Origin of the sequence: Halomonas sp. ATBC28, assembly GCF_005937175.1 — a bacterium.
In the GTDB taxonomy this organism is placed as follows: domain Bacteria; phylum Pseudomonadota; class Gammaproteobacteria; order Pseudomonadales; family Halomonadaceae; genus Vreelandella; species Vreelandella titanicae.
This window is the reverse complement of sequence record NZ_VCQL01000010.1, coordinates 122,937-137,554: the sequence shown is the minus strand read 5'-3', so window position 1 is coordinate 137,554 and position 14,618 is coordinate 122,937. Positions and strand designations below refer to the sequence as shown.

General features: G+C 52.1%; 12 protein-coding genes. 7 read left to right on the top strand and 5 right to left on the bottom strand.

Annotation, left to right across the window (positions count from 1 at the left end):
• Positions 1 to 27: 27 nt before the first annotated feature.
• Both E0L35_RS13345 and E0L35_RS13340 read left to right on the top strand, forming a co-directional pair.
• Positions 28 to 2,100: a hypothetical protein gene (locus tag E0L35_RS13345; protein ID WP_022522793.1), complete on the top strand. Its 2,073-nt coding sequence runs from the start codon at positions 28 to 30 to the stop codon at positions 2,098 to 2,100.
• Positions 2,101 to 2,130: 30 nt separating this feature from the next.
• Positions 2,131 to 2,889, top strand: coding sequence for a TlyA family RNA methyltransferase (locus E0L35_RS13340; RefSeq protein ID WP_022522792.1), 759 nt, complete (start codon positions 2,131 to 2,133; stop codon positions 2,887 to 2,889).
• A gap of 20 nt (positions 2,890 to 2,909) precedes the next feature.
• Here E0L35_RS13340 and mscK read toward each other — a convergent pair whose 3' ends face one another.
• Positions 2,910 to 6,218 carry a mechanosensitive channel MscK gene (gene mscK, locus E0L35_RS13335; protein WP_283241539.1) on the bottom strand — a complete coding sequence of 1,103 codons (3,309 nt, stop codon included), beginning with the start codon at positions 6,216 to 6,218 and terminating at the stop codon, positions 2,910 to 2,912.
• 221 nt (positions 6,219 to 6,439) lie between these two features.
• Between mscK and E0L35_RS13330 the strand changes: the two genes are divergently transcribed.
• The 4 genes from E0L35_RS13330 to E0L35_RS13315 all read left to right on the top strand — a co-directional run bounded on the left by E0L35_RS13330 (position 6,440) and on the right by E0L35_RS13315 (position 8,603).
• Entirely contained in the window at positions 6,440 to 7,471 is a 1,032-nt protein-coding gene (locus E0L35_RS13330) for a phospholipase A (protein ID WP_022522790.1), read from the top strand.
• Between the two features lie 109 nt (positions 7,472 to 7,580).
• Complete coding sequence (locus tag E0L35_RS13325; RefSeq protein WP_022522789.1) at positions 7,581 to 7,913, top strand: DUF883 family protein; 333 nt, start codon at positions 7,581 to 7,583, stop codon at positions 7,911 to 7,913.
• On the top strand, positions 7,913 to 8,317 hold the full coding sequence (locus E0L35_RS13320) for a phage holin family protein (RefSeq protein WP_022522788.1): 405 nt from the start codon (positions 7,913 to 7,915) through the stop codon (positions 8,315 to 8,317). Before E0L35_RS13325 ends, E0L35_RS13320 begins: the two co-directional genes overlap by 1 nt.
• Positions 8,292 to 8,603 carry a YqjK family protein gene (locus E0L35_RS13315; protein WP_022522787.1) on the top strand — a complete coding sequence of 104 codons (312 nt, stop codon included), beginning with the start codon at positions 8,292 to 8,294 and terminating at the stop codon, positions 8,601 to 8,603. The genes E0L35_RS13320 and E0L35_RS13315 overlap by 26 nt, the downstream gene beginning before the upstream one ends.
• A gap of 211 nt (positions 8,604 to 8,814) precedes the next feature.
• Here E0L35_RS13315 and E0L35_RS13310 read toward each other — a convergent pair whose 3' ends face one another.
• Genes E0L35_RS13310 through E0L35_RS13295 form a run of 4 tightly spaced genes read right to left on the bottom strand, consistent with a single transcriptional unit; the run spans position 8,815 to position 12,455 of the window.
• Complete coding sequence (locus tag E0L35_RS13310) at positions 8,815 to 10,104, bottom strand: MFS transporter (RefSeq protein WP_022522786.1); 1,290 nt, start codon at positions 10,102 to 10,104, stop codon at positions 8,815 to 8,817.
• Positions 10,097 to 11,101: an alcohol dehydrogenase catalytic domain-containing protein gene (locus E0L35_RS13305; protein ID WP_138800517.1), complete on the bottom strand. Its 1,005-nt coding sequence runs from the start codon at positions 11,099 to 11,101 to the stop codon at positions 10,097 to 10,099. Before E0L35_RS13305 ends, E0L35_RS13310 begins: the two co-directional genes overlap by 8 nt.
• Complete coding sequence (locus tag E0L35_RS13300; protein WP_138800516.1) at positions 11,101 to 11,919, bottom strand: SDR family NAD(P)-dependent oxidoreductase; 819 nt, start codon at positions 11,917 to 11,919, stop codon at positions 11,101 to 11,103. The genes E0L35_RS13305 and E0L35_RS13300 overlap by 1 nt, the downstream gene beginning before the upstream one ends.
• A gap of 8 nt (positions 11,920 to 11,927) precedes the next feature.
• The gene (locus E0L35_RS13295) at positions 11,928 to 12,455 is read right to left on the bottom strand and encodes a 2,4'-dihydroxyacetophenone dioxygenase family protein (RefSeq protein WP_022522783.1); all 528 of its coding nucleotides are present in this window, start codon (positions 12,453 to 12,455) and stop codon (positions 11,928 to 11,930) included.
• 225 nt (positions 12,456 to 12,680) lie between these two features.
• Here E0L35_RS13295 and E0L35_RS13290 point away from each other — a divergent pair, with 225 nt between their 5' ends.
• Complete coding sequence (locus E0L35_RS13290) at positions 12,681 to 14,483, top strand: sigma-54-dependent Fis family transcriptional regulator (RefSeq protein ID WP_138800515.1); 1,803 nt, start codon at positions 12,681 to 12,683, stop codon at positions 14,481 to 14,483.
• Positions 14,484 to 14,618: the final 135 nt, after the last annotated feature.

Sequence of the window (14,618 nt, the reverse complement as noted above, 5' to 3'; positions counted from 1 at the left end):
CCGCTAACGCTGGGATAAGGAGTCACCGTGGAGACAGATCAAGTGACGTCTTCTCAAGAAGATAGCAAGCTCAATGGATTGTTGAGCAAATTTGATGACGCCGTTCGCCTGCTTACCCAGGCGCCCGCCTTCTCAAAACCCGCCAAGCTGCCGCGTGTGATGGACACTGCGCGTCGAGTACTGCTTCAGGACGGCGGTTGTGCAGCACTGGAGACCCGCGCGCAAGCGTTTGAGGACTCCGGTGTATTTTTGGGCTCCGATTGGGAAACACCCCAATATTTGGTGCCGACCCTGACAACCTTCTCGCTGAAAAGCGCGGATGCCAATGTTGTCGTCATTGAGGCGCTAAGCGAGCTTCGGCTCCTAGCTGTGGCTAAAGGCAATTTTGAGCATCCACTGGTGTCCGCAGAGCATGCTCACCATTACCTGACTCAGGTAATGGCGATCAATTTGTGGCTACTGTTTTTACCGCCTAGCGAAGCGGAGCGGGAAACCCAGGGGCGCCTGGCCACTATTCCCCGCCAGCTTTTCCAGCATTTAGCCGAGCGCATCGGCTACGAGCACATTGTTGATCGCCTGATCGATGAGATTTGGCGCATTTTAAAACAGCGCCCTATTCAGGTTGATTCGATCAAACAGATGATCACCCAAATTGCGCTGTGTCAGGCCAACCCGGAAATTGATCTTGGCGCCAGCGGCCAGGGCGCCGACCGCCTGGTGAGTTCGCTTTATGGCCCAACTCAAGCCTGTCGTGAAGACCCTGGGGTCGACGTTTACCGTGATCGGTTAGAACGTATGGATCAGGCTGCTTTGCAGGCTGAATCCACCGGTTTCGCCCGGGCGATGCACGACACCGGCCTGGTATCGCCATATCACGCCGTATTACTGCGTCATCTACTCGAAGAGGGGGATCACTTACTCTCCGAAGCACTGGGCCTTTCATCTACCGGCCGCGACTGCCTGCTCTGCTACCGCGAGCTTGTTCAAGCGCTAATTCGTGGCGGCGTTTACCCTGCTACCGCTCAAGCGGTTTACGGCCTGGCGCTGATGCTTGAACGCGGCATTCTCTATCAGCCGCCGGTAGCACCGGCAATGTGGCGTCAGCTTAATCTACCGCTATCAGAGTGGGCACAGTCGCGACTCTCCATGGCCTATGGCGACACTGTTTCTCCCCGGGCACGCTTGATTGAGGGCGTGCTCTGCATGCTGGGATTACCGCTAGGCGTTGGTCAGGGCAACAACCCTACCTGCCAGTCGGCACGGGCGCTCTCCATGTGGGCCTATAACGACCCAGATTACCTGCTGCAGATGGTGGCCTGGGCGGCCCGGGATGACGAAATCATTATGCATTTTGAAGGACAAGCCATTTCATCAATGGCGAGTCTCTCAGGTGTGGCGACCCAGTTACCCATCGATCTCGACCCGGTTTCGCTGATTGTCGTGCCGCACTTGGATCGAATTTATGCCGAAATGGGCCGGCGCTGCATTGGCCGTGAAGGTGACCCTCACCGCTGGGTGAATCCTGAATTTCACGGCTGGTGGTCTGGCCGCGGCTTTCGCATCAATGTCGACGTTGCCACAGGTCAACTAAGCGATGTGGACGACTTTATACGCCACTTCTTCGCTTACTATCACCCTTATTACAATGGCAACCAGCCGCTGATTCACCCTCAGCCAGCGGGCATTGCGGTCACCGATAGCGCGGCGCGTTTTATCGGCTGGCACGCGATTACTATTTTGCGGGCCTCTCTCGACCCCTCTGATGTTATGCGGATTTACTTCTATAATCCCAACAATGATAGCGGGCAGGATTGGGGCGATGGCGTCATTGTGAGTACATCGGGCAATGGTGAACGTTTTGGCGAAGCCTCGCTGCCTTTTGAGCGCTTTGCATCGCGGCTGTATATTTACCACTATGATCCCCTGGAGCGCGTTGACATCGCCGACGTCACCAGCGAAGAAGTGGAAAATGTCAGACACTTCCTGCATCGGAGCTGGGGAGCCTCGCGCCTTCCACCTACCGAGCTACAGGCGGATCAAGGCTCCAACTCAACCCTCCCCCATTCACCGCTACCCGAAACGCCTCGCGACGAAGGGTAACAAGTACGCTTAGCGACACTTTCAATCACTATGATGCGACTCGATCAATTGTTGGTCATCCAGGGGCTGGCCAACTCGCGTACCCGCGCCCAAAGGCTTATTCGGCACGGGCGGATACGGCTTGCCGAGAACGGTAAGCCGTTAACCAAAGCATCCGAAAAATGGCCCGACGATACCCGGTTTGAAGTAGAGGACGATCCCGAAGAGCGCTATGTGTCCCGAGCAGGGTTGAAATTAGAGGCGGTGCTCACAGCGCTTGAGCTGCGTTTTGATGACGCTGTCGTGCTCGACATTGGTCAATCAACCGGCGGCTTCAGCGACTGTGCGCTGCACTTTGGCGCCCACCATGTGATTGGTGTAGAGGTTGGCCACGGACAGCTTGCACCTGAGTTGCGCAGCGACCCACGCGTCACCTGTCTAGAGGGGATAAATGCGCGCTCAATGAGTAGTAGCGAAGCCCTCAATAGCGCGCTTGCTGCTTTCCCCATTGATAGCGCCATCATGGATGTGTCGTTTATATCGCAAACGCTGATTCTGCCCGAGATTGCTGCCCTGCTGCCAGCGGGCGGTCAGTTGATTTCGCTGGTGAAACCGCAGTTTGAGCTAAGCCCTGGCGCCCTGGATAAACGTGGCGTGGTACGCGACGCTAAACGCTTTGCAGAAGTGGAGGCCAACATTCGTCGCAGTTGCGACGCCTGCGGACTTACCATTCAACATTGGCAGGAGAGCCCGATCACCGGTGGCGACGGCAACCGAGAATTTCTCCTGCATGCAGTAAAAGAGCCTTAAAAAAGAGAGCTTAAAGTGCATTACGTAGACGCAGGGGGCAACTGATTCGCCGACTGCACTTTAACCTCCTCGCCTTGCTCAGGGTGTAGCCACACATCCATCTGCTCAAACGCCACGCGTATACCCGCTTCGCGAAACAGCGCATCTATACGGCAGTTGATTTCATCGGCAGCAAACAGCCGGTCGAGCAGATCATTGACGAAAATACGCAGTTCAAAATTGAGGCTGTGCTGTCCATAGCTTAAACAGAAAACCTGAGGCTCTGGGTCGGTTAGCACGCGGGGGTTTTCGTCCGCCACCTTACGTAATAGCTGGTGCACCTTGGCCATATCGGAGCCGTGGGCCACACCGTAGGTGAGCACAACACGGGTGATATTATCCGACAATGACCAGTTGATCAGTTGGTCAGTCACAAAGGTTTTATTGGGGATAATAATCTCTTTACGGTCGAAATCGGTGACAGTGGTCGCACGGATACGGATACGGCTGACGGTGCCGTGCAAATTTCCCAGGGTAATCGTATCGCCAATCCTAATCGGGCGCTCAAACAGGATGATCAAGCCCGATATAAAGTTGGCAAAAATTTCCTGCAAGCCAAACCCCAACCCCACACTCAAGGCGGCCACCAGCCACTGCAGCTTGTCCCAGGAAACGCCCAGGGTCGACAGCCCCATGACAACCCCCGTACCCACAATGGTGTAGGAGAGCAGCGAGCTAATGGCATAGGCGCTGCCCTGTTTCAATGACAGCCGGGATAGCACCATCACTTCTAACAGGCCGGGTAGATTGCCTGCCATGATAAAGGTAATAGCGACAATCAGCAGTGCAGCAAAGACGTCGGATATCGATAGAGCGTTATCGACCAGATCCCCTTCTTGCGCCTCCCACAATGACACATTGTCCAAATAGCCGAGCACCGAGAGCAAGTCTGACCAGACCAAATAAAGCAGCGCACTGAAGCCGATCAAGACAATCAACTTGGAAAGCCGCAGCGACTGGCTATTGATCTGCTCCATATCCAGCGGCGGCTCTTCCACGACTTCGAGACCACCTTCCGCCCCTTCCTGCACCTGAGCACGACGGCGCGCCAGAGCACGGCGATAGGCAAGCCGCCTTGCAGCCACCGCAAGGCTTCTTACCAAGGTCGCCTCCACCACAACCCATAACCCCAGCAAGTAAAGCGTGATCGCGAATCGCCCCACTAGGTGCAACGCGGTGTATTCGTAGCCCCAAACTACCAATCCCAACAGCAACAGCGGCACCGAGGCCATCGCAAGCCCCAACAGCAAGCGAAACAGGCGCACGCCAAAAATAGGGATATGCGCCAGTATCAACTGCGCCAGCCACCAGCTCATCGCCAACAACCCAAGCGACAGCAACCCCAACGCAACGGGACGCAGTGCCAGCGGGGTTTCCATCTCTCCAGACATCGCCGCAATGGCTATGACAGGCACCAAGGCAATGCCTAACCCACCTAACAGCTGGCGTAACCGAGCGTTGTAGTGCGCAGACCAGGTAAAGTGGCGCTCGGCCACGCCATCGGCGACCAATAGCCTGCGGCCCCAGGCGACCACCGCCCAACTTAACGCCAACTGAAGCAGCGCAGGGGCAACGCTATTAGCCAATGGCCCAGTTGCCCCCAAGAGCCCAACCCCAACCCCGGCCAAGGCCAGCGGGCCGGAGAGCGCTAGCAGCGCATTCAGCAGCACCGCTTTGGGGGTATGCAGCTGGGTATCGCTTTTTAACCGACCAATCTGCGAGTGCAGTTTGTCCAATCGGGCTTTAATCTGGCGTCGTGACCCGATTAATACTAGGCTTAATACCATCAGGGGCGCCCCTCTGAGCACCTCCCAAGAGAGCCCTGTCCAGCGAGTGGGTAAAATGGCTCGCCACTCCCCTTCCTGCCACTCCAGCTGGAGGTTGCGGGGCAATTGACGCAGCCAATTGATATCTAAAGGGCGACTATTAGCAACCCAAAACAGCTGCTCATCAATGGTTTTACGCAGCTCACTGGTCGTTGTGACCAGCTGCTGCTGGTTGAGCTGAAGCTCAATCGCCGCACTTAATAAGCTGCCGTAAGACTGTTCCAACTGCTCGACCAGCTCACGGCGGGATTGATAAAGCTGCGAAAGGGAATCGATCAGTCCCGGCGTCGCCTCTATGCCCTCCTCGGACAGCCGCGTAGCAGCATACTGTTCGCTTTGGCGTAGCTGATCGCGCTGGCGGACTAAATCAAACTGCTTTAAGCGCAGGTCGGCAATTTCGTCCTGCAAATCCCGGGGCGCAGACAACGGAGGCAGCGACTTGCGCTGTTCGCGCAGAATTCGCGACAGCAGTTGACTGCCGCGAATAGCCTCGATTTGCTCATTAAGGCTACGCTGTAGCTGACGCACGTTCTCCAACTGCCGCTGGGCTTCAATATTGTCACGCACAACAGTATTAGCACGGTCGGTTGCCCGTAGCAGCTCCAGGCTTAGGGTCTGGTTGGTTTGCTGCGCTTGCACCACCACCGGATGTCCCGCGGCGATCAGCGGGTTATCCCTGGCAGCGTCGGCAATGGCTTGTTCAGAGGCCAACCGACGCTGCCGATCAATCACCCCTTGTAACATCGTTAGCTGCTGCTCTTGATAATCGACCTGCAGCATCAGCACATCGCGCCGCTCCTGAGCTAATTCGCGCAGGCGGCTGTTAGCGCTTAGCTCGCGCTGATAAAAGCTTACTTCGCGTTCGGCCAGCGCCCGTTCAAGGCGTAATTGGATCAGTTGCGCATCGCTAAGGGCAGAAAGTTGACGATCCGCCAGCAAAGCCTCGCGCTCATCGTGCTGTCGGCGTAAACTTTCCGCGCGCTGAAGGGTTTCCGCAATGGATTGCTGGGCCCGCTCAGGGAGTGTTTGAGCGGCTAACAGTTGCGAGTTCACTTCCGCCAATTGGCTTTGCAACTGCTGCAGCTCGACCACGGCGTTAGTTTGCAACGTTTCCAGCTCGTCGAGGGGGCGGTCGCTCAAGTCGGCAACCGTTAGCTGCTGCGAAGCTTCTTCCGCTTCGCTCAACTCGCGCTGCAGGCGTGCTAACATTTCAGGGGCTTGTTCTACCCGGGTATCTAGCGCGGCAAGACGCTCGTCAACAGAAGCCAGCCGCTCATAAGCTTCGAGGGCCGCTTCCAGGGCCTCTTTATCGTTGGCCTGCTGGGCGGTCAAGGGTTCTTCAAGGGCTTCTAACTGAGCAAGCCTTGATGCCAATTCAGCCTGCTCGGGCACCCGCTCCAGCATATTGGTCTGAAGCGCAGCGTAGGCTGGATTAATAGCGACACTGCTCATGACAAGCAGCAGCAACAAACAGGTTATACTCCACTTACAGGCGCATTTCACCACGTTACGTATCAACACGTTACTTAGAGCCTCGCTGACATCAAATGCTCCGCAGAGACGGAGAATGAGGTTATTGTCAGGCGTTCTGATGGTCAGCGCAATCAGAGGTGTTGACTTCCACAGGCGGCGTGATAGAAACAAGCTTGGCGTTTACTTATTCCTTCATTTTGCGAGTCACCTTGATGGTCACCCGAAAATTGCCGTTGACGAAACTTATTGTTCTGCTGAGCCTTGCTACGTTTAGTGTGAATGCCGTTGCCGAGTCTCAGCAAGAGATTGAGGCGCGTATCCGTGCCCTCAATGCTGAACTGTATGATCTGCATCAACAGTTGCAGCAGATAGAAAATCCCGAAGACGCCGCGCTAGACATACCGTTTGAACAGTTGCCTGAAGAGGCTGCAAGGGAAGATTTAAGCGATCGCCGTGAACTTGAGCAGGAATCAACCCGGAATCCGTTTTCAATCACCACCCACCGCACCAACTATCTGTTCCCTGTTAGTTACAATGCTAACCAAAATCGTGAAAGTTTCCGCACGGTGGCTAACGGCACCCCCGCAGATCGCGTGGAGTTAAAATTCCAGTTCAGTGCCAAGGTTAATCTGGCTGAACAGGTATTCGGTAACTACGGCGACGTCTACTTTGGCTACACCCAGCGCAGTTGGTGGCAGGCTTATAATACCGACGCCTCATCACCCTTTAGGGAAACCAACTACGAGCCGGAAGTGTTTATCGACTTTGACAATGCCTGGGAAGCGCTTGGCTGGGTGAATACCCGCAACCGAGTATCTCTCAATCACCAGTCTAATGGTCGCTCAGATCCTCTCTCGCGCAGTTGGAACCGGGTATACCTTGAAAGCACCTTCCAGCGCGGCGACTGGGCGTTCACCCTGGCACCCCACTGGCGGGTACCGGAATCCTCAGAGGATGACGACAACCCGGATATCGAACGCTACATGGGATACGGCGATATTCGCCTCGCCAAGCGTCTCAATAATAACCATGAAGTGAGCGGTCAGTTACGCGGCAATCCCAGCGCTGGCAATATCGGCACCCAGATTGATTACAGCTGGCCCGCTTTCAACAGCTTGCGAGCGCATGTACAGTACTACTACGGATATGGTGAAAGCATGATCGATTATGATCATCGCGTGCACCGCTTGAGCCTTGGGTTTAGTTTAAATCCCTTATTTAGTGCGACAGGGCTGAACCGATAGACGCATTTGCTTGTCTGTTACTAGCTGACTGCTATGCTTGTAGTCAGCAGCAAAAATACAGTAACTAATAGTTAGTAGCCCAATCATTCACTCGTCAAAGGAAGACTCCATGGCTAAACGTCAACCCACCTACTCTACTCAAGCCGATCAACTCAAAGATGATCTGCGCCACTTGAGTGAAACCGTTGAAGAGCTGGTCAATGCGACCGCTAAAGATGCCAGCGGAGAGATGAACGATCTACGTACTCGCGCCGAACGTCGTTTGAAAGACACTCGTGCACGTCTTGAAGCTCGTGGCGAGCGTATTTATGACGAAACCCGCGACTCGCTGACTCATCAGGCCGATGCGTGTGATCGCTACGTCCATGAAAACCCCTGGACAAGTATTGGCATTGGTGCCGCAGTAGGTATGGTTGTGGGTATGCTGCTCGGTCGTCGCTAATGGCTTTGGGCCCCACCCAACGCGTCTTCTCTGCCGCCAAACGCTTGCTGAAATCGCTGATTGCGAATAGCGAAACCCGCCTGCGTTTGGCGGTGTTTGAGTTAGAAGAGGAGCGTGCTCGCTTACTGGTTCTACTTCTTCTGGCAGGAGCTAGCTTACTGCTGCTCTTGTTGGGTATTGCCACTTTGACGGCACTGGTAGTGGTTATATTCTGGGATACCTATCGCTTAACCGCCATTGCCATCAGTGCAGGTGTGCTGATCGGCGCCAGTTTGCTACTCGCGGTTATTGCGATTCGCCAGTCCAAGCAACACTCTCTGTTAAAAGAAACACTCAAACAGCTTGCTGCTGATCGAGCACTGCTTGAGGAGCCAAGTGATGAAACCATCCGCAGACACCGCTAAGCCACCAACCAAACCGCTCAGCCGCGCTGAACGCAAAGCGCTTTTGTTAGCCGAGCTAGAGCAGCAGCGCGTGGATATTTTGGTCGATAGCGAATTTTTACAGCAAGCCGCCTCACCACTGGATAGAAACTGGCAAAGCTTCAAGCTGCCGCTTTACGCCATTGGCGGCTTTGCCGCATTCAAGCTGATGCGCCACCCAGGTGGAGCAATGGCGGCAGGCAGAAAAGTCCTTGCGGGCTATATGCTACTCAAAAAACTTAAATTATTAGCCAAAGTGGCTAGTTAATTTGGACGGCTGTGCGGCTCGCTGACTGTACCTTAGAAGCCAGCGAGCGGAGATTAGCCAAACATCGTTTAAGGCGGCCACTCAGTGAAAAATTCTGGCCTGTCGGCCAACTTAATTTGATCACTTTCGTTAAATAGCTCGCTATTCGCTTTATACCCGACACATTTGGCCCGAAAGCTGAGCTTCTTGTGTGATTATCGGTATTTAGCGACTAACTGCTGAAAGATGCCGAAACATCAGGCGCCTGAGCACGCTTAACCAGAACTGCTGGCGCGGTCTCTTTGAGCCCCAAAGCCAGGACTCCAGCAATCACACAAATAGCGCTCATTAACCACAACGGTGCGGATTGGCCAACACTATCTGCCGCAGCGCCTGCTAGCGCCGGTAGAACCCCACCTCCCAATATCTCACCAATACCCATTACAAAACCCAGGGCTGTTGCAATATGGCGCGAATCGACGGTTTCAGAGGGAACGGTGGCCATAAAAAGCGGAAAGATGCCGTTCAATGCCCAACCAAAGAAAAACAACACTGCCAGAATAATAGCCGAGCCATCAAAATACATGGCGCTTAAGGTGAGGATGAGCCCCATAAATGGGGTAATTACCATTACTGGCTTACGACCAATTTTGTCAGAGATACCGCTGACGACGAAGCTTCCGACCGCTGCCGAGATGCCTAAAGTTCCCATCAGCCACCCCATGGTTTCAGCAGAATAACCACGTACACTGGTTAGGTAAATTGGCATGAAAGACCAGCAAGTTACTAAGTATCCAATCAATAACACCGCAATAAGCGAACATAGCAGCATATTTCGATGAGCGAAGACCTCTTTGAGACTTGGGCGCTGACAGGACTGATTCACACCCGTTGCGATAGGTACTGAAGATGCTGTCGGTTCACGCATTAACCACCAGAGGAGTCCAGCGGCTAGAAGACCTGGAAGCCCTGCAAGGAAAAACGCCTCTCGCCAGCCAAAAGCAGAAGCAACAGCCACAAGGACAACCGGCGCAGCAAAAGAACCCAATAAATTTGACCCGAAGTTCTGCATGACCCCCATAGCAATGCCCCGCCTTTCAGGAGTAACTTCTATTGCCGTTACTGATTGCGATATAGGCAGGATAGGGCCTTCTGCAACACCCATAAGCAATCTAGCACCGAGAAGCAATAAGAATGAGGTGGCAAGACCTGATAAAAAAGAGCAGAGAGAGAACACAATCGTCGCCATGATCAAAAATATCTTTCTTCGGCCACTTCGATCAGACATTGCACCAAATATTAAACCAGATATTGCCCAGGTGACTGATAACGCAGAGGCTGTTAGGCCTATCTGTAGGTTTGTCAAGGCCAACTCTGGCTGAACAAATGGCATCAGGAAGTTAAGTGCATTCCTGTCAAAAAATACAATGCCAAAGTTAAGGCTCAATAGAGTAACTAAAAGGATTTGATAACGAGTGTTATTGGGCGTGTTAGGCAGGGTAGCTGTATTATTGTTAGTCATGGCTTATTAACACCTTGCATTGATGGGTGCGCTTTTTTAACGCTTCAAATGCGGTTGGCACATTGTTAAGTGGCACGGTCTCGGTGATTAAATGGCGAGGCTCTACAACGCCAGAATCGAGAATATCCAACGCACTTTCGTATTCACGTCGTGAGAAGAAAACGGCAGTTTGAAGGCGTATTTCCTTTGATAAAGCACTAAAGGGTATAAAGCTGTCAGGCTTAGTGCATAAACCAAGAAGCAGAATCGTACCGTGCGTGCGAACCTGCTCAATGGCTTGCGCAATGAGACCAGGAACGCCCGCACACTCGAATACTATGTCTGCTGAACCTCCAAGTGACCGCTCTGCAGCTTTAATGGGTTGATACGGATCACAAACAAAACCGGTCGCCCCCATGTCATAGGCACGTTGTTCTTGGTATCGGGTAATATCCTGCATGACAACCGTCTGAGCGCCAAAGCGGCGCGCCCAAAAAGCGACAGCTAACCCGATAGGCCCAGCACCAAGGATGAGGACACGGTCACCAGGTTTCATACCGGATAGCTGGAGACCATGGAGAGCAACGGCTAAAGGCTCTACAATTGCACCGTCGTCCATGCTTGCATTGAGAGGAAGAGGTACGCACTGGCGCGCAGCGGTGACGACATATTCACCATATCCCCCTCCCTCCAACGCCATATCTAGACACCAAGCAGGATTCCCAGAACGGCATGCAGCGCAATAACCGCAACTTCGGAAAGGTATAACGGATACAAGATCTCCTATAGATACATCACTGACTTTTCGACCTAAAGCGACTATCTCGCCTGCATATTCGTGACCCAGCACATCGCCAGGACAAATGCCGAAAATGGGATCCTCAGTCATATGGAGATCGGAGCCACAAATTCCACATCGTTTCACCTGGATGACAACCTCATCGTCTCCTGGTGTAGGGTCTGGAAGTTCGCAAACATCTAAAGGCTGGTGTAACCCCTGAAAGACGGCAGCACGCATCAGCCCACCCTCCCAAGAGAAGTGCCTCCGTCAATAACCAATTGAGCACCGGTCATATAGGAAGAGGCGTCAGAGGCTAGGTATAGCGCCAGTGCCTTGATCTGTTCAGGATCAGCGATTTCCCCTAGAGGTACCTTGGCGTTCCAGGCCTGGCGAACTGCTTCGTCTTTCAACCAGCCACCACCAATGTTGGTTACGAAACCGCCGGGCGCGATAGTGTTGACCCGGATCCGGAACTCTGCCAACTCTAAGGCAACTTGACGTACTAAATGGGACACTCCCGCTTTTGCAGGCATGTAAGCAAGCCCGACCACAGGCTCTGTAATAAAGGCAGCATTGGAGGACGTGACAACAATTGATCCTCGACGCCGTGGCTTCATGTATTTAGCTGCCACTCGCAGAGTATTAAAGACCCCCGTCAGATTAATAGAAATTGTTCTATCCCAGCGGGCTGGATCTAAAACGTCAATCTGACCATCTCTATTTCGCCCTCCTGAAGAGTTCCAAAACCCTGCCCCAGGATCGATCCCCGCATTAGCAAAAACAATATCCAAGTTGCCAAACTGGCGGACATGTTCTTCGAAGGCTCGACTGGTCTGCATTCGATCAGCGACATCTAGCTGGACAGCATGAACCTTGCAGCCTTCGTCACGGAGCCTTTGTGCCTCACATTCGGCTGCGTCGATGTTTATATCCGCTAGTGTCACGTTAGCGCCGTTTTCTGCCAACGCTTCGGCATAGGCAAGTCCTAAACCTGAGGCTCCCCCCGTGATCAGGGCTGAACGCCCTTCTACGCTGAATTGCTCTAATACACGCATACCCCACCTCATAGAAATAACTGCTCATTGATGGGGATATTGTGTTCTTCACAGTAAGTGACGTAGTGATTGATGAACCAGAAAACATCCAGCGTTTCTGCCCACTCCCCCTTCTCATCGAAGAACTCGTTAGCTCCCTGCATCCAAAATAGAGCTTTCATTCCATTAGCATCGTCGGTCACTAACGTGTGAGCCTGTCCGGGCATTTCCGTTATAAACTCTCCAGGCCCGCAAACCCAGTCGTATTCCAAATATCGGAAAGATCCCTCCATTCCTACAGCCCATACCATTCCTCGGTGCTTATGGGTACCAATCACACCAGGGCTTTTAATCCATAAAATATTGCAATAAACATTATTTCTTACATCAAAGGCCAGATGCCGTATAGCTGCATTATCACCAAAAGGAACCCATGGGCTTTCTACCTCAGAGAGCCCTACATAGCTTCCCTCACGCCCAAATCGGTCTTGCATTGCCTTCATTGGTTCAGGAACTTCTACGATACGATAAGCATTACTAGCGGGTGCATTAGCCATTATTGTTCTCACTTTATTTATGGAAACGATGTATTACAGAGAACTATTCAGCAATTGCTATGCCAACTACTCAAAACCTAGACCTTAGTATAAAAAATCAAGTAAAATTCTTATTATTCAAAGGAAGTTAAGAGACTAGACACGACTAAAGTACAACTGAAGGATTGAACAAGACTCGCCAGTATTTAATTAATTTAATATTTTTAATAAAAAAATGAGAAAGACATGACAAAAAAAATGATGCTTTCGAAAATGACAACGCAACCCAATCAAGCGAGTTCTTGTAAGATAGGCCTTGATGATGGAGACCCACCCACTTTACGTGATTTGACAGAGAGGCTGCGCCTTACCCCTAACGATGGAAAAATTTGGTTCGATGATCGCCGCATGGTGCTACTTGGGGCTAATGCATTTGGTGTGTTGCGCAGAGAAATCATTGAATCACTAGGCTTTTCTAGAGCATGCAGCTTGCTGATGCGCGTAGGTTTTTCAGCTGGATCTGCCGACGCAGCTTTTGTACGAAAACATTGGCCACTAAACGATGAAGCTGGTGCGTTGACCGCGGGAGAGCGGTTACATGCGGTCATGGGGATGGTTAAAGTCGAAACGGTACGACGCGACCACGACATCCCGAACGGTATTTTCAATGCCGAGTTCCTTTGGCATGGTTCAATCGAAGCCGCCGAACATATAAATGCGTACGGCCTATCACGTGAACCGGTTTGCTGGATGCAGCTAGGTTATGCCAGCGGCTACGCCAGTGCTTTCTACGGTAAGCGAGTGATATATCGTGAGTTGGAGTGTGCTGGCTGCGGCGGCTCTTTCTGTCGAATCGTAGGTGAGATGACAAATCAAGAAATAGGCAGTACCCATGACCTTAGCTGGCTCACTCCAGGAGAATACCTTGCGCCTGAAGCGCGTAAGTCGTCTCGACAAACCACTGGCGTGACGACAGCATCATCTCCTGCCTCTATCCATGAGAAAATAGATACCCAAAAGATCGTGGGTATTTCAGCAGCAGTCAGTATTGCTTTGCAGAAGATCGAAAGAGTCGCGCCAACGCCAGCCACGGTACTGTTCAATGGAGAATCAGGTGTTGGGAAAGACTTGTTTGCTAACGAGCTTCACCGCAAAAGCAACTTGGCAAACGGCCCCTTTGTCGCCCTTAACTGTGCTGCAATCCCTGACACATTGGTTGAGGCAGAGCTGTTTGGCGTAGAAAAAGGTGCGTTTACAGGTGCAGAAAAAAGTCGACCGGGTCGGTTCGAACGAGCCAATGGGGGCACACTATTTCTTGATGAAATTCCATCATTAAGTTATGAGGCACAAGGTAAGCTTCTTCGCACCCTGCAGAATGGTGAGATAGAAAGAGTCGGTGGTGCACACCCTATTCAAGTTAACGTCAGGGTTGTTGCCGCCTCAAATAAAGATCTTTTCAAGGAAGTGCAGAATGGACTATTCAGAGAGGATCTTTATTACCGCTTAAATGTTTTTCCTATTCGCCTTCCCCCTCTTAGAGAACGCCAGGATGATATCCCCTTATTGATCGAACATTTTTTATACCGCTACTCAAACGTTTATAAAAAAAATATTCCAGGACTCACCCGAAAGGCTAGTGAAGCACTTTTAGACTATAGTTATCCTGGAAATATTCGCGAGCTTCAGAATTTAATAGAACGTGGCGTGATTAACGCGCTAGATTCTGAGCCGCTCAATGTGTTTCATATGTTTGACGACGTTGGCTTTGCCACAAAACTCAATCCCCCTTCAGGCCTCAATATTGATCCCACAGGAGAGCTGGAGGCTGGCACAAGTGGGCCTGATCTATTTGGCCGGGGTAAGATTGACGATACGCAGAAGAGCGCTAAATATCACAGGAGAAGTGAAGCAGAAATTTTGTCAAATGCACTTTATAAAACAGATGGCAACGTGTCTAAGGCCGCCAGAGAACTAGGCGTAACGAGAGCTAAGCTAGCCTATCGAATTCAAAAAGCTGGATTAGATCCTAGTCTGTTTCGGCACTTGTAAGGAAGCGCCTGATCGACCTACCAGCCGACCTCTTGGCAGCATTGCCCTAGGCTCTGTTGACTTTTCAGCGCTGCCATAAGCGAAACGTCAACAGCCCCTAAACTTGAACCCATCGCCAAAATACAAGAGGCTTAA

Excerpts from the sequence above, each read along its gene's own strand:
- E0L35_RS13310 (WP_022522786.1), bottom strand. The coding sequence starts at position 10,104 with ATGACTAACAATAATACAGCTACCCTGCCTAACACGCCCAATAACACT.
- E0L35_RS13315 (WP_022522787.1), top strand. The coding sequence starts at position 8,292 with ATGAAACCATCCGCAGACACCGCTAAGCCACCAACCAAACCGCTCAGC.
- E0L35_RS13305 (WP_138800517.1), bottom strand. The coding sequence starts at position 11,101 with ATGCGTGCTGCCGTCTTTCAGGGGTTACACCAGCCTTTAGATGTTTGC.
- E0L35_RS13290 (WP_138800515.1), top strand. The coding sequence starts at position 12,681 with ATGACAAAAAAAATGATGCTTTCGAAAATGACAACGCAACCCAATCAA.
- E0L35_RS13320 (WP_022522788.1), top strand. The coding sequence starts at position 7,913 with ATGGCTTTGGGCCCCACCCAACGCGTCTTCTCTGCCGCCAAACGCTTG.
- E0L35_RS13325 (WP_022522789.1), top strand. The coding sequence starts at position 7,581 with ATGGCTAAACGTCAACCCACCTACTCTACTCAAGCCGATCAACTCAAA.
- E0L35_RS13330 (WP_022522790.1), top strand. The coding sequence starts at position 6,440 with ATGGTCACCCGAAAATTGCCGTTGACGAAACTTATTGTTCTGCTGAGC.
- E0L35_RS13295 (WP_022522783.1), bottom strand. The coding sequence starts at position 12,455 with ATGGCTAATGCACCCGCTAGTAATGCTTATCGTATCGTAGAAGTTCCT.
- E0L35_RS13300 (WP_138800516.1), bottom strand. The coding sequence starts at position 11,919 with ATGCGTGTATTAGAGCAATTCAGCGTAGAAGGGCGTTCAGCCCTGATC.
- E0L35_RS13340 (WP_022522792.1), top strand. The coding sequence starts at position 2,131 with ATGATGCGACTCGATCAATTGTTGGTCATCCAGGGGCTGGCCAACTCG.